At 58.1% G+C, this 17,168-nt stretch carries 17 protein-coding genes, 1 tRNA gene and 1 pseudogene; 12 read left to right on the top strand and 7 right to left on the bottom strand.

Features of this window, described 5'->3' with window-relative positions; all coding sequences use genetic code 11:
• Positions 1-269 precede the first annotated feature (269 nt).
• From ACQY8Q_RS26395 to ACQY8Q_RS26375, 5 genes are all read left to right on the top strand, one after another.
• Positions 270-674 (top strand): hypothetical protein, encoded by a 405-nt coding sequence (locus ACQY8Q_RS26395; RefSeq protein ID WP_428429488.1) that lies wholly within the window; start codon positions 270-272, stop codon positions 672-674.
• Between the two features lie 90 nt (positions 675-764).
• Positions 765-1,118 carry a DUF1428 domain-containing protein gene (locus tag ACQY8Q_RS26390; protein WP_428429486.1) on the top strand — a complete coding sequence of 118 codons (354 nt, stop codon included), beginning with the start codon at positions 765-767 and terminating at the stop codon, positions 1,116-1,118.
• 39 nt (positions 1,119-1,157) lie between these two features.
• Positions 1,158-1,580, top strand: coding sequence for a secondary thiamine-phosphate synthase enzyme YjbQ (locus ACQY8Q_RS26385; RefSeq protein WP_428429485.1), 423 nt, complete (start codon positions 1,158-1,160; stop codon positions 1,578-1,580).
• A 318-nt stretch (positions 1,581-1,898) separates the two neighbouring features.
• Positions 1,899-2,303: a nuclear transport factor 2 family protein gene (locus ACQY8Q_RS26380; protein ID WP_428429484.1), complete on the top strand. Its 405-nt coding sequence runs from the start codon at positions 1,899-1,901 to the stop codon at positions 2,301-2,303.
• Positions 2,304-2,476: 173 nt separating this feature from the next.
• Positions 2,477-2,869 (top strand): hypothetical protein, encoded by a 393-nt coding sequence (locus ACQY8Q_RS26375; RefSeq protein WP_428429483.1) that lies wholly within the window; start codon positions 2,477-2,479, stop codon positions 2,867-2,869.
• A gap of 213 nt (positions 2,870-3,082) precedes the next feature.
• On the opposite strand, the gene ACQY8Q_RS26370 is transcribed toward ACQY8Q_RS26375, so the two are convergent.
• A complete protein-coding gene (locus tag ACQY8Q_RS26370; RefSeq protein ID WP_428429481.1) occupies positions 3,083-3,826 on the bottom strand; it encodes an SIMPL domain-containing protein in 744 nt (247 codons plus the stop codon).
• Positions 3,827-3,984: 158 nt separating this feature from the next.
• Here ACQY8Q_RS26370 and ACQY8Q_RS26365 point away from each other — a divergent pair.
• Positions 3,985-4,060: transfer RNA gene (locus ACQY8Q_RS26365), tRNA-Ile, on the top strand.
• A gap of 200 nt (positions 4,061-4,260) precedes the next feature.
• Here ACQY8Q_RS26365 and ACQY8Q_RS26360 read toward each other — a convergent pair.
• The 3 genes and pseudogenes from ACQY8Q_RS26360 to ACQY8Q_RS26350 all read right to left on the bottom strand — a co-directional run.
• Positions 4,261-4,476: pseudogene (locus ACQY8Q_RS26360) on the bottom strand (integrase); the annotation flags it as partial.
• The gene (locus tag ACQY8Q_RS26355; RefSeq protein WP_428429480.1) at positions 4,466-5,239 is read right to left on the bottom strand and encodes a site-specific integrase; all 774 of its coding nucleotides are present in this window, start codon (positions 5,237-5,239) and stop codon (positions 4,466-4,468) included. The pseudogene ACQY8Q_RS26360 and the gene ACQY8Q_RS26355, both read right to left, overlap by 11 nt.
• Before the next feature lie 493 nt (positions 5,240-5,732).
• Complete coding sequence (locus ACQY8Q_RS26350) at positions 5,733-5,999, bottom strand: helix-turn-helix domain-containing protein (RefSeq protein ID WP_428429478.1); 267 nt, start codon at positions 5,997-5,999, stop codon at positions 5,733-5,735.
• A gap of 116 nt (positions 6,000-6,115) precedes the next feature.
• Here ACQY8Q_RS26350 and ACQY8Q_RS26345 point away from each other — a divergent pair, with 116 nt between their 5' ends.
• Both ACQY8Q_RS26345 and ACQY8Q_RS26340 read left to right on the top strand, forming a co-directional pair.
• A complete protein-coding gene (locus tag ACQY8Q_RS26345) occupies positions 6,116-7,036 on the top strand; it encodes a LysR family transcriptional regulator (RefSeq protein WP_428429476.1) in 921 nt (306 codons plus the stop codon).
• A 514-nt stretch (positions 7,037-7,550) separates the two neighbouring features.
• Positions 7,551-7,856 (top strand): hypothetical protein, encoded by a 306-nt coding sequence (locus ACQY8Q_RS26340; RefSeq protein ID WP_428429474.1) that lies wholly within the window; start codon positions 7,551-7,553, stop codon positions 7,854-7,856.
• Here the strand turns inward: ACQY8Q_RS26340 and ACQY8Q_RS26335 are convergent.
• Genes ACQY8Q_RS26335 through ACQY8Q_RS26325 form a run of 3 tightly spaced genes read right to left on the bottom strand, consistent with a single transcriptional unit; the run spans position 7,827 to position 10,041 of the window.
• Positions 7,827-8,174 carry a hypothetical protein gene (locus ACQY8Q_RS26335; protein ID WP_428429473.1) on the bottom strand — a complete coding sequence of 116 codons (348 nt, stop codon included), beginning with the start codon at positions 8,172-8,174 and terminating at the stop codon, positions 7,827-7,829. The two genes, ACQY8Q_RS26340 and ACQY8Q_RS26335, sit on opposite strands and share 30 nt — an antisense overlap.
• The gene (locus ACQY8Q_RS26330; protein WP_428429472.1) at positions 8,171-9,745 is read right to left on the bottom strand and encodes a type IV secretory system conjugative DNA transfer family protein; all 1,575 of its coding nucleotides are present in this window, start codon (positions 9,743-9,745) and stop codon (positions 8,171-8,173) included. The genes ACQY8Q_RS26335 and ACQY8Q_RS26330 overlap by 4 nt, the downstream gene beginning before the upstream one ends.
• Positions 9,742-10,041, bottom strand: coding sequence for a mobilization protein (locus ACQY8Q_RS26325; RefSeq protein WP_428429470.1), 300 nt, complete (start codon positions 10,039-10,041; stop codon positions 9,742-9,744). The genes ACQY8Q_RS26330 and ACQY8Q_RS26325 overlap by 4 nt, the downstream gene beginning before the upstream one ends.
• A gap of 293 nt (positions 10,042-10,334) precedes the next feature.
• Between ACQY8Q_RS26325 and traA the strand changes: the two genes are divergently transcribed.
• From traA to istB, 4 genes are all read left to right on the top strand, one after another.
• The gene (traA, locus tag ACQY8Q_RS26320) at positions 10,335-13,649 is read left to right on the top strand and encodes a Ti-type conjugative transfer relaxase TraA (RefSeq protein WP_428429469.1); all 3,315 of its coding nucleotides are present in this window, start codon (positions 10,335-10,337) and stop codon (positions 13,647-13,649) included.
• Between the two features lie 121 nt (positions 13,650-13,770).
• Positions 13,771-14,586, top strand: a complete 816-nt coding sequence (locus ACQY8Q_RS26315; RefSeq protein ID WP_428429467.1) for a DUF3800 domain-containing protein — start codon at positions 13,771-13,773, stop codon at positions 14,584-14,586.
• Between the two features lie 272 nt (positions 14,587-14,858).
• Entirely contained in the window at positions 14,859-16,379 is a 1,521-nt protein-coding gene (gene istA / locus ACQY8Q_RS26310) for an IS21 family transposase (protein ID WP_428423463.1), read from the top strand.
• Positions 16,369-17,163 (top strand): IS21-like element helper ATPase IstB, encoded by a 795-nt coding sequence (gene istB, locus ACQY8Q_RS26305; RefSeq protein WP_428423465.1) that lies wholly within the window; start codon positions 16,369-16,371, stop codon positions 17,161-17,163. Before istA ends, istB begins: the two co-directional genes overlap by 11 nt.
• Positions 17,164-17,168: the final 5 nt, after the last annotated feature.

Raw genomic sequence — 17,168 nt, 5'->3', positions numbered from 1 at the left:
CTGGGGCATTGGAGGCTTCTCCTCACAAGGGAGAGGCGCAGAAGAACCTGAGAAGCGCGGCAAAAGACACTGAAGCGGGGCACATCGTGTGTCACCTACTACTATCTACTGCGGCACCCGATGTGCCTCGGCCAATTCCGCCAGGCAAGAGCCCGGCGAACCTGCAGATGTTTCAAGCCACGGGCGAAAAAGCCGCCGCGTGACGGAAATCCGTGTCCATCGTCTGCCCCCGTTATCCCTGCACCTCTATCCTGGAAAAGGAGAAACATATGACGCCGATCTGCGGACCTGAAGACTTGCCGCTCCGTCCCGAACTGTTCGAGGCGCTGTACCGTGCTGCTGCAAAGAGGATGGATATTCCCTCCTTCTGCCGGGTTCGCCACTGCGGCCGCCAGGAGGAATGCGCCGGCAAACTGAAGCTGCGCGAAATTCCAAGCGTCTTTCGTGGCCTTGTCGATGTCGATGCGCTGCTGCCGATGTGCATCGCCGGTGCCGACGATGTCTGGTTCTGCGAATTTGACCTGCACTGGATCCTGTGCCGGGAAGTTATTTCGGCCGCGTTCGGCCACCCCAAGCGGTTCGCAGCCTGCTTGCCCTTGACGAGCAATGGCCAGTTTCCATCTATATCGAGGAGCAAGACGAAACGCCCGCTGCCACACGTTCCAGCACGGTGACGCGGGAGTTGCTCGAGACGCTGCAGGCCTCCCTGGAGGGGAATCTTGCCCGGATCGATGAAAGAGGCGCATCTCAAGGAGGAGACTGACATGCCCTATGTCGATGGATTTATCGTAGCTGTCCCGAAGGACAGCCTTGAAGCCTACAAGGATCTGGCGCGCACCGCCGGCAAGGTCTGGAAGGAATATGGCGCGCTGTCCTATGTCGAGTGCATCGGCGATGATGTGCCCTATGGCGAGCTCACATCCTTTCCCCGTGCAGTCCAGGCCACCGATGACGAGGTGGTGATCTTTTCCTGGATCACTTATCCCTCGCGCGAGGAGCGGGATGAGATCAACAAGAAGGTCATGGCCGATCCGCGCCTTAGCATGGACAATTTGACCATGCCGTTCGATGGCAAGCGGATGATCTATGGCGGCTTCAAGAGTTTTCTGGAATTGTAGCGCGGCGAGCGATCAGGCCGGCCGCCTGAAAGGATTTTGGTGCCCCAGACGATCATCAGCCTGCCGACGCGCGGCGCCGGTCTCTACGAGTTTACAAACGAGGCGCAGGCCTTCGTCCGCACTGCCGGTGTGGAGGAGGGGCTCTTGACCGTGTTCGTGCGCCACACGTCCTGCTCGCTGCTGATCCAGGAAAACGCCGATCCGGATGTCCGGCGCGATCTCGACCAGTTCTTCAAACGGCTTGTGCCACCGTCCAGCGATCCGTCGATGGGCTGGGTCATCCACACCGCCGAAGGCCCGGACGACATGCCTGCCCATATCAAGGCGGCGCTGACGCAGGTCTCGATCGGTATTCCTGTTGGAGAGGGGCACCTGCTGCTCGGCACCTGGCAGGGCCTCTACCTGTTCGAACACCGCGACCGCCCGCATCGCCGCGAGGTGGTGCTGCATCTGGGTGGATGAGGTGCGATGATGGTGTTTGAATTACGGGAACAAAAACAGTTGTTTGGACGTTCTCGAATTTCGATTGGGTTGGTTGGGATCGAACGGTTTCTATTTCCCCCGTCATCCTCGCCCTTGTGGCGGGGATCCAGCCCGCTCACGTCTGTGAGCGAAAGACTCTTCCACACGGCAGACGCGGCGTGGCTGATTCCCGTGACATCTCTCGCGGCGGGTCCGAGGATAGGAATGACAGAGGAATGCTGACCCGCTTCAATCAAACGCAGGAACCATATTACGCCGCGACCAACCGCACCGGCCAGCAAGGCAAAGGACAAAACAGTGACCGACGCGCAGACCATTGCCAGCCGCTTCATGCAGGCGCTGAACGAACGGGATTTCGACACGATCGGCACGTTCCTCGACGAGGATGTGGCGCTGGATACCCTGACCGGCCAGCGCACCATTGGTGCTGGGCCGTTGCGCATGGGGGTGATGAGCTATTTCCGCCATTTCGACGAGAGCTTTACCGACATGGTGCTGATGCACGATGCCTTCGGCCAGCGTGTCGCCGTCGATGTCACCGCGCGCGGTCATTACCGCGAAACCATGCCGGGTTTTGCCGAGGCCAGCGGCCAGTCCTATTCGATCCCGAGCGTCTTTGTCTTCGAGTTCGAAAACGGCGCTGTCACCCGGCTCAGCCATTATCGCAATATCCGCGTTTTTGAGCAGATGCTCGCGCGCTGAGCACACCCGCCGCCTTGTTCCTGCCATCCCGGCACGTTCTTGCTTCGGCTGAACCTTGGATGAACGGCAGATTCGGGTTCCGTTCAGCCACGCCGCATTAGGGTCTCGTCAATGCCCCAGAACAACAGGCGGGCGGACGTCTCAATGTTTTGGACCCATAAGGAGAAACAGTCATGAAACAGATTTTTGCAAAGCTGGCCCTTGCCGGCATGATCGGTCTGACCGGCCTTGGTGCCACGCTCGCACCGGCCGCCGCCGATACGCTGACCTTCGGCATTCATTCCGGCGGCGTCGTCGATGTCCAGTATCGCGATCGCGACCGTGACCGGTATGGCGACGAGCGTGACTGGGATCGCGACCGCCGTCATCGCCCAAGCTGGGGCGGTGAGCGCCGTGGCCGCTGCGATCCAAGGCTTGCCCAGGAAAAGGCCCGCGATTTTGGTATGCGCCGCGCCCGCGTCGTTGATGTCTCGCCCCGCCGCGTCGTTGTCGAAGGCATGCGCCGTGGCAACTATCGCAGCATGGTGTTCGCCAATGCCCGTGGTTGCCCGGTCCTCGGCCGCTAAGGCAGAGCCCGTCATTCCCATTCTTTCCGCCTTGTCTCCCCCGGCCGGCGGAAGGTTTCACCCCTCGCGGTTCTCCGCGAGGGGTGTTTTCGTTTGAGCGATTGGTCGGCTTTCGAGGTTGTTAAACCCGTGTCCAAAATCGTCCAAATCGCCCCATAAAAAAACCCCGCCGGAGCGGGGTTTCGATTATCCACGGTGCTTGGCGATGCGTTATTATTGCTTGATCGCGAAGGTGACGTTGACGGTAACGTTATAGCTGTTCTCGCCCGTCGCGATCGGCACGGCATCGCCGGCATATTCTTTTGACATGGCGCGCATCATCGGCATCGGCTCAGGACGCGATGAGTTTTCTGAAATCTCGACGATCCGGCCAATCGAAACGCCGGCAGCTTCCGACAGTACCTTGGCCTTGGCAATAGCATCCGTGACTGCCGACTTGCGGGCTTCGGTGATGGTTGCTTCCGGCTTGTCGTTGGAAAACTGGATCGAGCCGCCCTGGTTGACGCCGAGCGTCACCGACTGGTCGATGACCGCGCCGAGCTTGGCAAGGTCGCGCACCTTGATGGTCAGCGAGTTGGCGACCTGATAACCGGTCAGCACCGGCTGGCGATTGCCGCCGTCGCTGTTGTCGGGATACTGGTACTGCGGATTGACGGCGAAACCGGAGGTCTGCAGGTCGCGGTCGGCAATGCCGCCGGTCTTCAGCGCGTTCAGCACATCGGCCATCGCCTTGTTGTTGGCGTCGAGCGCTTCCTTGGCGGTCTTGGCATCCTTGACGACGCTGAACGACAGGATGGCGAGATCCGGTGCAATGCTGGAACGGCCTTCGCCGGAAACGGTGATCACGGCCTCACGCGGCGTGTTGTCCTGCGCAAAGGCAGATGCGCTGGCAATACCCGCGAAAGCGGCGGCCAGAACGACGGTCTTAAGGCGGCGGGGAAAATAGGTGGATGTCATGGATGGGTTCTCTCCGGTTGTGTTTCGTCCCTGTCACCTTATTGATCATTGATTGTGTAGGGATTGCGGCAACGTCTTGTGGGAAAAACAGTTTTCCGCTAGAGCCAGTCCCACCCGCGGTCTGCCATTGACCCGCGGTGCACCGGATACCTCCGGCAGGGCCTGTAGCTCAATGGTTAGAGCCGGCGGCTCATAACCGCTTGGTTGGGGGTTCGAGTCCCTCCGGGCCCACCATTTTTGTTTTCGGATGTTGTTTTTCCATCATTTTTTCCTCTATTTGTCTCACCAGAATTCCGGTTCGATGAAAGTGGGACGTTTTTGCGGGCCACATAGCTTTTGCGACGCTCGAAACCCGCATCGATAATCCGCTTCGACTGCGCAGCTTTGGTGTAGTGCTGCGCCATCTTGGAATCAGACCAACCGAAGATTGCCATCAACTGATGCTCAGTTGCGCCGGCCTCCGCGAGGATCGTTGCTGACGCTTTTCTGAGGCCATGAGAGCTGCAATCGGGAAGACTGATATCGTTGCACCATTGGCGCATCTTGTTGCCGAAACCATTCGATGAGAACGGCTTTCCGTATTCGGTAATCAGGAAAGTTGGCTGATCGTGCAGGATCGCGTCCAGGGCTTGCTGAAGTTCATCGGTCACCCGGTAGGCTCAAAAATTGCGCAAAACGTCCTGCGCCTTTCTCTGGTGCAAACTCGATCCGACCTTCAACAACATTCTTCCAACCAAGCTTGACCAGATCGGAACGTCTGACGCCAAGATTGACCATCAATTCCATGGCTAAGCGCGCAATACTACCAGTTGGATATGCTGATCGAAACCGCTCTAACTCGGCTTCACTCCAAGCGTGAAACCCCGTTGAACTATGGATTTTTGATACGCCACTAGCGGGATTAAAGGTGGCGAGATTAGAGCTGATCGCCCAATTGAACAACGCCTTTAAGTATTTTATCAGTTTGTCGGCCGCTCCGGGTGTCGCCGAGCGCTTCATTTGGCTCGCCTCGATATCGGACTTCCTGATCTTCTTGAACGGCAGCTCGCCGACATTTTCACAATAGCGGCTGAGAACGCTCTTTTTGTCCTTTTGCGTGGCCGGTGCTTGGCTCTGGAAGGCTTTGGAACGGTAGTATGTTTCAATGAGCCACTGCACCGACCCTGGTTCCAGCTGAATGACGGCCACGACTTTCTCGCCACGATCACCGGCAAGAACTCGGTGATACTCGTCTGTGAACGCCTGCGTGATGCTGCCGCTCAAGTCCAGGTACGCTGACGTCATCCGGTACTTCGGCATGCCGGGCAGCCGGATATAGAACCGCTCGTTGCCATGTCGGTCCACGTCTCGGGTGCAGTATTTGAACGGAACGCGGCGGCTAGCCAACCGCGTAGTCGAACGGATTTTCTCCATCGTCCTCTTTTAGATCCATGTTCTGTTCCATGAGATTCAGCCATGACGCTCGAACTTCGGCGGTGTCCCAGCGGCGTAAGCCTCCTATCTTGACGCCTCGAGGCATCCACCCACGACGCACCCACTCATCAAATGTCGCGGGCGATATGTCGAGCAACGACGCCGCCTCTTTCCTGCATACGGCGAACTTATGCAGGGGAGTCCCACCATTAAATCGCGGTAGTGTATTCACCGAATTCACCCTGACGCTTTTACGAACTACATCACCCAGCTCGCTTTTCATCCGTTGATGCCTTCTTCTCGGGGACTGCCCCACAAAAGCCCGTGCTTTTCCAGATGCCTCTAACTGGTAATGGATACCCAGCCGGTTCTCGTTGTGAAGTCCCATATTTGTGAGTCGAAAAAGGATCCTGCGTCGAAGAGAGATGCCCTGTTGCTTATGGTCGACTTAGGCAAAAGGCGAAAGCTCAATTCCGATAACTCGTCCTTCTACCTACGTGCCAGTGGTTTTGCGGCCACTTCTTAAAGGTTCGATCGCGGTTGTCCCTAATGGCAAGGGAGCGAACAGCTCTGAGATCTCGCAGGAAAGCGCGACAGCAATTTTTTCAAGTGTCTTCACGGTAGGATTTTTGGTGCCGCGCTCGAGATGTCCGGCATAAGAGCGCTCGATACCCGCGATAAGCGCTAAATCATCTTGGGATATTGCCTTCGCTACCCGCAGGCGTCGGATATTTAAGGCGATGAGTTGCTGTGCGTTCATTCACACAGCACACCACTTGAAAATTTTGGAAACCACGTAATATAGAGCTATGAAAGGCTTCGACGGTCAGCTATGTTTGGCGGGCAGGCTGATGCCATGTAAGGAGACGAGTTTGCATGGAACTGCGCCAACTCACCTACTTCGTTTCTGTTGCCGAGGAATTGCATTTCGGCAGGGCCGCAGCACGGGTGCGTATCGCTCAGCCTGCGTTGTCGACGCAGATCCAGGCGCTGGAGCGGGAGTTGGGCGTGCAGCTGTTTGTCCGTTCCACCCGACGGGTCGAGCTGACGGTTGCCGGACAGACCTTCTATGATCGATGCGTGCGGATCTTGAGCGATATCGATATGAGTGCGCAGGCGACACGCTCGGCCGCCGGCAAGACCGTGCGCAAAATCCGGATCGGCACCATCTACCCGGCCACCATCGGTGTTTTACCGGCGTTCCTGTCGAAGATCGCCCGCAAGTATCCCGACATCCAGCTGCAGATCCAGAGCGGCTCGACCAGCGACATCATCCGCGGCCTTGAAAACGGCCAGATTAATCTCGGCTTCATCCGGCCTGTGGAGAATATCGGTAGCCTACGGTTCTTTTCGATGGCCAATGACGAATATCTGCTCGCCGTGTCCAAGGACAGCCGGTTGGCCGGTTTGGCCGAGATCGGCATTGAGGATTTGCGCGATCAGAAGATCATCTCGTTTTCGCGCCAGAACCTTTCCTACACTGAGCGGTATTTTGCCGAGATGTTTGCCGAACATGATCTGGCCCGCAACATTGCCTACAGCTGCGATGATACCTTTGCGCTGATCTCGCTGGTATCGGCCGGCCTTGGCATCGGCTTTGCGCCACAATGGACGAGGGATTTCCCCAATCGTAATTTCGAGCTTCGAAAGGTGAGGGGGGTGGATTTCAAGATCGGCATGGGGGTAGCCTGGAACATGGAGGATCCGACAACCTCGCGGGACGATATAATCGACATCGCACGTTCGCTGGTCAGGCCGTCTAAGCAGGCACTAGGTGAACTCATGCGTGCACGTTAGCCGGGATATGGAATGTAACTTCGGGGACAGTCGGTCCCGATTTCCGCCGTGCCGGCGGCACTTTGCTAAATCTCCTACGGCTGCCCCGGGAACCGAAGTTGCATGCGCGAATTCCCGAACCGTGGTCTTGCCACCGCTATGCTCGCTTCTCCGATATGCTCATATTTCTCGGAGCTCACGCTCCGGCGCGATACCCATCTGGTCCCGGCCGAACCGGGATTGAGAGGGACGGGAGCCCCCCGCTCAACACGGTGCTCCGACTTCACAGCGAAGCGGCAAATGCCGTACGCTCTCATTGGTCCGCTTCGCACTTATCGGTGCTCCCGATAGCCCCTGCCCAGGTTATGCGCCGCGAACCGTAGCGCAAATGCCAAGCGCTCTTCAAAGGACGACTGATGGACGGGTGGGTTGGGCTGCGACGGCATATGGGTGGTTCCAATAGCCGATGCTACACCTCAACGAACAGGCAACATTGTCTTGGCCGGCACGCGAATCACTATCACTGGACCACATCATGATCGAAAGTGAGACACGGCAGGCGGATTGGCGTCGGGCAAACCCAACCAAGTATGACGCCCATCTAGCGGTACAAAGAGCACTGAAAGCTGGGTATTTGAAAAGTCAGGCCTGCGAAGTCTGTGGCATTGAGGCAGTTGACGCACATCACGACCACTATGACAGGCCACTGCAGGTCCGTTGGCTATGCCGGCGACATCACACGCGCCTTCACCATTATGGCGAAGACCTGTTCCCGCTAACGTCTCTTGTTCTGGATCGCGAAATCGGCGTCTCAGTGCAGGGTAGGGACGGCCAGGGGTAAAAGCTTGGTTGCCTGGTTGATCACCTCTCGCCACTTTCTCCATCCCGGCAGATTTTGTTCATCGACGCGTTCCTGAATGGCTTTCAGTATCCATCCGGCGCAGGCGACGTCGCCTGCGGCTTTGTAACGATTGAAGTGTTTGACACAGACCTCAATGCGAAGGCGGGCGCCACCATTGTCCAGCGAGATCTTCTCCACGAGCAGCTTTGCCTCCTGAAACGCCACGGCTATGCGCTGTCTGTTCTCCTCATCGCTGTTGATGATGACACCGAGGGTGAAGACTAGCGTTTTGGAAAGATGTTCGGTCTCGTCACTCATGCTGGATCGAAGGCTCCTTTGAATTCCGGATCGGCATAATATTTGAGTTTCTGGACCCACGCTGGCCGCTGCCCCTGTCTGAGCAGGATCATCCTGTCTTCCGGTAGCCGCATGATTTCGTCGGCATTGATGAGATCACGGGCCGAGATATGTTCGGACGAAGAACTTTTACCCTCGCTCCATGATCTCGTCACGTACTGCGCATCCGTCTTGCCGATCGAGCGGGTAATCAGTTCGGCGGTTTCGACGTCGTTGACTCCAAAGACCTGAAGCACGGCGGCATTCGACAGAAACGTGCCGGCACGCTTGCCATAAGTGGCGCGCAATTGATTGATGTCCTGGAGGATAGGCCAGAGCTGGACGCCATAGCCGGCCATGAGGCCCATCGCCCGTTCGATCGGCGCCAGGTGGCCGAGAGCAGCGAACTCGTCGAGCAGGTAGAGGATTGGCCGGGCCGGGGACGTGGGATCGCGCGCCATGTCCGTCAGGCTTTGGGTGATCAGCAGCCGCAGCCATCTTGAATAGGTGGACAGGCGATCGGGCGGCAGGACCATAAGCACGGTAATATTGTTGTGCTTGAGATCGGAAAAGCGAAAATCCGAGCGGCCAAGAACGGCAGTCATGCGCGGACTATCCAGAAAATGCGTGTGGCGTTGCGCGGCCGACAGGACACCGGCGGCTTCCCGGTCAGACTTGCCCAGCTGGCGATTGGCAGCGCGCGCGATCAGCCCGTTGGCCTCATCCATGTCCTGCATTTTGGCGAGAAGCACAGAGAACCGCTCAGGCGCCAGCGTCAGATATTCGCGCAACGTTCCGAGGTGCCGGCGCTCCGGAGATTCCGCCACCGCGATCTTGAGAATGAGCCCGGCAATGAGCGCCTTGGCTTCCTCATTCCAATGCGCATCACCGGCCGTGCCCGGTTCGTCGAATACGAGAGCGTCGGCGAGCGTGTTGGCATCTTCCGCGACATCGAGACCGTCCGGATCTAGCATGTCGAGAGGATTGAAGGCAGCGGAACGCTGATCCGTCACCCCGAATGGATCGAGAATATGAACCGGCCCGAATTGCTCACGGGCACGGCCGGTGATCCTGGCATTTTCTCCCTTGGGATCGATGCAGATCACCGAGCGTTCGGCGGTCAGCAGATTGGGAATAATGGTGCCGACACCTTTGCCGGTTCGCGTCGGCGCCATAGTCAGCAGATGCGCCGGCCCGTCATAACGCAGCAGCGTGTTTGTCGTCGGATCGCGACCGATCAGCAGGCCGTCATCTGTTGTCGAGAGCTTCTGCAGTTCGTTACCTGTTGCCCAGCGGGCAGAGCCGAACACGGCAGACATCGGAACATCCGTGATGAAGACCGAGCAAAAGCCAACCACACCGAACACCAGCGGCAAATACTTAGCGACTGCCTGGACGAGTTGGCTGATCTGCCCGGGTTCAAGCCCGCCGGTCAGATGGACGAAAAAGTTGGCCAGCAGCAGCAGCGCCGAACACAATATGCCGACAACAGCGCAAACGACCGAGAGGATGGGAGCCGTGACGATCGACTTCAGGAAACGCGAAAAAGTCATTCCGGGTTGCCGTGCCTGGATCCGTCGGACGATGATACCGGCTGGAGAATATCGCCGAACAGGTCCTTGTCGCCGTCACGGGTGAGGAACCCGGGCAGTTCCTTGCGCAGCCAGTCGCCCAGGCGCCGGGTGAAGTCGGCATCGTTGGAATTCTCCAGTCGATGCAGCACCAGCGCGCCGAGAAGAATTTTACGCCTGGTGTCACGGGCGCGTTCCTGTTTGCCGAGACGAGCGACAAGTGCCTTCTTTCGTTCTTCCAGTTCAGTGATGCGTTGTCCGATCGTCTTGCGGGCCATCGATATCATCCCGATGAAGTGTATGTGGAACCTGTGACGGTTGCTCAGCTGCCCATGGGCGCAAAAGCAGCACGTCAGAATTGCGTATGCCTGAGCCCTACTTTGCTGTTTTCCGAGTGCGTTGAAGCGATCGGACCAGATCGCAAACGCGATTTCTACTCGCAAATTTGGGAGTACGCGCAGCGTCAACACCGTCGTATGAGTGAGCGAAGCGAAGGAATGACAAGGGCGCACTTACGAGTTGCTGCGCAACTCAAGTTCGAAAAGCGCCAAAACGGCCGGAGACCCCGCGGTTGGCAATTTATCATTGCAGCATGAAGCCGATAGCTCGTAGCGGAGGCCGCAGCGCCGTGGCGGCTGCTGCCTATCGGACTGCAACGATGATGGTGAATGAGCGGGACGGCCTGGTGCACGACTTCACCCGCAAGAGGGGCGTCGAGCATGCTGAAATCATTCTTCCGGAGGGGGTGCAGGCGGATTGGGCGCTTGATCGGTCTCGACTTTGGAATGCTGTCGAGCATGCAGAGAAACGTCGGGATGCGCGGGTAGCGCGGGAGTTCGAAATCGCACTTCCACATGAGCTGACTTCAGAGCAGCGTCTTTCGCTGACACGGGACTTTGCCCGCGATCTGGCCAATCGCTACGACGCTGCGGTGGACTTCGCTATTCACCAGCCGCACACGGAAGGCGATGTCCGCAACTTTCATGCCCATGTGCTGATGACGACACGGACAGTTGGTCCCGAGGGTCTTGGCGAAAAGACGCTGATCGAGCGGGAGAACAAGTGGCTGCTGAACCACAATCGGCCCACTTCGCATATGCAGCTTCGGGATATCCGCCAGGTTTGGGAAAACCACGCCAACCGCCATCTGGCGCGGGCCGGACTTGATATCCGGGTCGATCATCGCTCGCACCTGGAGCGCGGGCTTGAGATCGAGCCAACCGAGCATATGGGTGTCTTTGCCTCGCAGATGGATCGGCGAGGGCTGGACGTGTCGCGCACGCGGATCGATGAGAAGGCGGCACGGCGCAATGCGGTGCTCATCCGGGATAAGCCGGAGCAGGTGCTGTCGATCCTGACGGACGAAAAGAGCGTCTTCGACCGGCATGATGTGGCGCGGGCGCTGCATCGCTATATCGACGATAGCCAGGGTTTCCAGATTGCCTTTGCGGCCGTCATGGCATCATCGGCATTGGTGGAATTGCGGCCGGAGCAGAACGGCGAACTGGCGCGATACTCGACACCGGAAATGCTGGAGATCGAGCACGCCATGGCCGCGAGTGCTGAGCGACTGGCACAGTCCTCCAGCCATGGCGTTAACCGACATCATGTCGATCGGGCATTGAGCCTACAGGACGATGCGATCCGGGCAAGAACCACAGGATCGCTTTCTGGAAAAATCAAGTGTGGCGACATGCCACTCGTGGGTGGAGAGCGCAAGATCGAGCGTTCCGGCTTGAGTGAGGAACAGCGGGTTGCCGTTCATCATCTCACCGGGCAGTCACGGATTGCTGCGGTGATCGGCTTTGCCGGCGCTGGCAAGTCGATTATGCTTGCCGCTGCGCGTGATGCTTGGGAGCGGCAGGGTTTTCGGGTTCATGGTGCGGCTTTGGCTGGCAAGGCGGCGGAGGGACTTGAAGAGTCTTCTGGCATTGCCTCGCGCACATTGGCGTCTTGGGAATATGGCTGGCGATCCGGAAGGGGACAACTCGGCAAGGGCGACGTTCTCGTCATCGATGAGGCCGGCATGGTCGGAAGCCGGCAGCTTGCGCGGTTCGTGATGGAGGCCGAGGCGCGAGGCGCCAAGCTGGTACTGGTTGGCGATCATGAGCAGCTTCAGGCGATCGGGGCGGGATCTCCGTTCCGGGCGATTGCCGAGAGCGTCGGAGCGGTCCAGCTTTCCGAAATCCGCCGGCAGAATGAAGGTTGGCAGCGGGAGGCGTCGATTGCCTTTGCCACGCATCGGACGGGCGATGGGCTTGCCGTCTATTCCGATCGAGGTGCTGTAAAATTCGCCGAGACCAGGGACCAGGCACGGTCGGCGCTGGTCCGCGATTATCTCACCGATCTGGAGGAGCGGCCGTCGGGATCGCGGATTGCGTTGGCACATCGTCGCGTCGATGTCCGGGCGATCAATGCCGATATTCGTGCATCGCTTCAGGACAGTCATCGGTTGGCCCATGGGGAGCAGGAGCAAGGGGAGCTTGGTCGTGAAGTCATCTATCAGACCAATGACGGCAAGCGGTCGTTTGCGCCGGGCGACCGGATCGTACTCTTGGAGAACAACCGCGACCTTGGCGTCAAGAATGGCATGCTGGGAACGGTGGAAGCCGTTGAAACGAACGCACTACAAATACGTCTCGACGGCGCGGGGCAGAACAATGCCCGATCCATCTCCATTCCCCTCAAGAGTTACCAAGCCTTTGACCACGGCTATGCAACGACAATCCATAAATCCCAAGGTGCGACGGTCGATCGGACCTTCGTCATGGCATCCGGCACTATGGACCGGCATTTGACGTATGTGGCGATGACACGTCATCGCCACAGCGTGCAGCTTTATGCCGGCCGCGACGAGCTGAAGGACATAAAGGGGCTGAACACCAGCATGGGCCGATCGGGCGCTAAGGAAACCACGCTCGATTATACCCTTGCCTTTGCCGAGCGGCGGGGCATTGCGAAGGAGTTCGTCGTGCGCAGCGAGATCTCGTTGAACACTGGTCGGACTAACAAACAGCATACTGCCCACGACAGGATTGAGGGGGGGCGTGTTGGCACTGCATCCGATCGGCAACCCTCCGTCAGCATCGAGGCACAGCGGAGCGGTGAGTGCGTCGAGGGCGGGGCGGAAAAGGTCGAGCCGCTTGTACCGGCGCTGACGAACCATTCCCGTAGCGTTGAGGATGTGGCCCGCGACAAGGCCAGACCCGATTTTGAACGAGCTATGGACGCGGTCCTTTCCGTTGGCCGTAATGTTTATGCCGATCCCGACGATGTTGCCGCCAAGATCAGCGTTGCCATTTTGGATAGGGCTATCGGAGGAGAGGCGCTGGCGAAATCGGTTGCCGAGCGGCCGGAGCAGTTCGGAGAGTTGCGCGGCAAGTCTGGGCTCCTGGGTGAAAACAAGGAGCGCAAGGCGGCTCGTCAATACGCCAAGGCGCTCAGCAATCATGTCGCATCGGCCGGACGGACCTGGGAGCGACGGCTTCACGCGGAGCGGCAGTCGGAAACCTGGAAGCGCGAGAGGCGCGATGCGGTCGAGGTGCCGGGGCTGACCCAGCGCAGCGAGGCCATCCTAAAGCAGCTCGATGGGCTGCCCCAGGCGGACAAGCCGAAATTTCTGGAGCAGATATCCGGCACACCGGAAGGGCAACGGGCGCTTGAGGAGGCGAGACAAGTCGCGAAGGCGCTTGAACAGCGGTTTGGCAGTGCGGATCCGCGGAACTTGAAGCCGGAAAAGTTGCGGCTTGGACCCGAGGAGGTTTCAGTCAAACTTGATCGGATCAAGGATGTCGCCCGCCTCGCTGATCGGGCGCAGCGGACCGAGTTGTCGCGGCAATATGAGTTGAAGCGGACCCTCAACAAGGGGCTAGGCGTCGGGATGTGACAGAGAGCGCGAGATTCCTCTTGGAATGAGCCCGGTTCGGGCAGATCGGTGTAAATCCGTGATTTTCCCTTGAGCGCATGTTGAAAGCTTACGATATTCAGGTGCTTTTGTAGCATTTGTCTTGAAAAAGTTGCAGGTCACAACTTTTGCTGTTTCAATTCGGAAGCAATGCCTGAAAGGAACTCAAATGCCGTTTGATCTCAAGGATGCACTGCTTGCCCCAGATCGAGTTTTGGTGTTCTGCGACGACACAGAGATTGCCGGGCAACCCGTTGAAACTCTGAATCCAGATTTGCGAATTCTAGTGGCGGTGCAGCTTGAATCGGATCACTACGCCTCAGTCTCCGCTGAGATGAGCGCTTGGCTATTTGAGGCGGGCGTAACCGAATTCCATGCGACGGACATTGTCAGTGGCAAAGGTCAATGGAAAAACAAGACGATCACGCAGCGACAGGCAGCGCTAAGGTTTGTTGCGGATACTCTTACCGGGTCAATGGTTCGCGTTGACGGGATATGGATGCCGAAGGGCTCGTATCCGGCGTACAAAAAGGAGGCTGAAAAGCTGGGTTCTGTGGGCGTTGGCTTCAAAGGGGGCTTGAGACGCGTATTCCTTCGTTGCCTGATGGAGCGCCTGTCCCACGAGACGCGGCCTGTAGCGCTCGTGCTCGATCAGGACAAGAGTCAATCTGGTATCGTAATCGAGACGAATTGGCCAGAGGGTGGCTATCTCGTCGGAGGAGGTCCGATCACTGCTCCCTCGCATCTCATTATTGGTCTCCAGATGGCTGATGCGATGGCATGGGCTATAAATCGCTTTCAAATCAAGCGGACGCTTTACGATGGCGACGAACATTCGGAGTTTGATCAGATCGCTATGGCGCTCGTTGCGATGATCCCTGGTAAATTGACCAACGTACTCATCGAGATGGCAGCCTGAAAATTTAATCTGTCGGACGTCAGTGCTATTCGTCATCGCGCTGCTGCTTTGCGCTGGGATCGATCGGTCTAGGAAGTCGTTATCGCCAGCCACGACGATCTTAATCTCCATGGCAGGAAGCCGCTGACTGGGTACTTATGCTGGACGAAAAAAAGAGGTCTGTTGGTTTCCACTCAGAACTGAGCCGGTTAGACGCATAATTTCCATTGAGAATTGAGCCATGTGACCTTCCCCCCAACGCGGTGAGCGACGGGGGCAACGGAGTGATCCACATGGGACTTTTAAACATCATCCGTCGGATGAAGCTGCGCGAGAAGCAGTCGATCCGCGAGATCAGTCGGCATACCGGTTTGTCGCGCAATACGATTGCGAAGTATTTGAACGCTGGCACGATCGAGCCGACGTTCACGGTACCGGAGCGACCGAGCAAGCTTGATCCTTTTGCCGACAAACTGGCGGCCTGGCTGAAGACCGAGGCCGGGAGGTCGCGCAAGCAGCGCCGAACGCTGAAGCAGCTTCATGCCGATCTGGTGGTTCTCGGCTTTACCGGCTCCTATGGTCGGGTCGCCGCCTTTGCCCGTGAGTGGCGGGTTGAGCAGCAGACGACTGGCCGCGGCATATTCGTTCCGCTGTCTTTCCGTGCAGGCGAAGCATTCCAATTCGATTGGAGTGAAGATTATGCCGTGATCGGCGGCGAGCGCACCAAGCTTCAGGTCGCACACATCAAGCTATCGCACAGTCGGGCGTTTCTGGTCAGAGCCTACCTGCTGCAGACGCACGAGATGCTGTTCGATGCTCACTGGCACGGGTTCCGTGTGTTTGGCGGCGTACCTGGTCGCGGCATCTACGACAACATGAAGACCGCGGTCGATCGTGTTGGCCGCGGCAAGGAGCGACAGGTCAACGTCCGCTTCCAGGCGATGACGAACCACTACGTTTTTGCGCCCGAGTTCTGCAATCCTGCCGCAGGCTGGGAGAAGGGGCAGGTCGAGAAGAACGTTCAGGATGCCCGACCACGTTTGTGGCAACAGATGCCGGACTTTCCAGATCTGGCGGCGTTGAATATCTGGCTGGAACAGCATTGCCAGGACCTGTGGCGAGAGACGGCGCATGGCACCTTGTCCGGTACGATTGCAGATGTCTGGGCTGATGAGCGGGCAGCATTGATGGCATTGCCTAACGCATTTGACGGCTTCGTCGAGCAGAGCAAGCGCGTCTCGCCGACATGCCTGATCACCTTCGAGCGCAATCGTTACAGCGTGCCTGCGTCTTTTGCGAACCGGCCCGTCAGCCTGAGGATTTATCCCGAGCGACTGGTCGTTGCGGCCGAGGGCAATATCCTCTGCGAACATCCGCGGATCATAGAACGCAGCCACGACAAACCACCACGGACGATTTATGACTGGCGGCATTACCTTGCCGTCATCCAGCGCAAGCCCGGTGCTTTGCGCAATGGCGCACCCTTCCTGGAATTGCCGCCGGGCTTTCGACAACTGCAGGATCAGATGCTTCGCCGCCCCGGTGGTGATCGGGAGATGGCCGACATCCTCGCTCTGGTTCTTCATCACGACGAACAGGTTGTCGTCAGGGCTGTGGAACTGGCTCTGGATCAAGGCGTGGCGACCAAGACGCATGTGCTGAACCTGCTGCATCGGTTGATCGACGGCAAGACGACAGACGGTCCCGATATCGACACGCCACAGGCGCTAACCTTGCTGCGTGAACCCAAGGCCAATGTAGAACGCTATGACGGTCTGCGGGTCCGGATCGTAGGAGGTCGTCATGCGTCATGATCCTGCCAGCGCCGCCGTCGTCATCATGCTGCGTAGCCTGAAGATGTATGGCATGTCTCAAGCCGTCACGGACCTGATCGAGCAAGGCGCTCCAGCGTTTGATGCCGCCGTGCCGATCCTGTCCCAATTGCTGAAAGCCGAAATGGCCGAACGCGAGGTCCGCTCCATCGCCTATCATATGAAGGCTGCTCGCTTCCCGGCCTACAAGGACATCTCCGGATACGACTTCGCCGCCAGCGAGATCAACGAAGCGACGGTGCGCCAACTAAACCGATGCGAGTTCATCGACGGAGCGCAGAATATCGTGCTTGTCGGCGGACCGGGTACAGGCAAAACGCATGTCGCGACCGCCCTCGGTGTCCAGGCAATCGAGCATCATCGCCGAAAGGTCCGCTTCTTCTCAACAATTGAATTGGTCAATGCGCTCGAGCAGGAGAAGGCCAAAGGCAGAGCAGGCCAGATCGCTGAGACGCTGGTTCGCCTCGATCTGCTGATCCTCGACGAACTCGGATATCTTCCGTTCAGTGCCTCAGGCGGAGCACTGCTCTTCCACCTGCTGAGCAAGCTATATGAACGCACCAGCGTCATCATCACCACCAACCTCAGCTTCAGCGAATGGGCCACCGTCTTTGGCGATGCCAAGATGACCACAGCTCTGCTCGACCGTTTGACCCATCGTTGCCATATCCTTGAAACCGGGAACGACAGCTTCCGCTTCAAAGCCAGCTCGGCCGCAGCAGCGCAAAAGAGAGGAGAAAAAGCCAGTCACTTGACCAGAGCCTGATCAAA

This window comes from Pararhizobium sp., assembly GCF_965279435.1.
Taxonomy (GTDB): Bacteria; Pseudomonadota; Alphaproteobacteria; order Rhizobiales; family Rhizobiaceae; genus Pararhizobium.
This window is presented reverse-complemented; position numbering and strand designations above follow the sequence as displayed.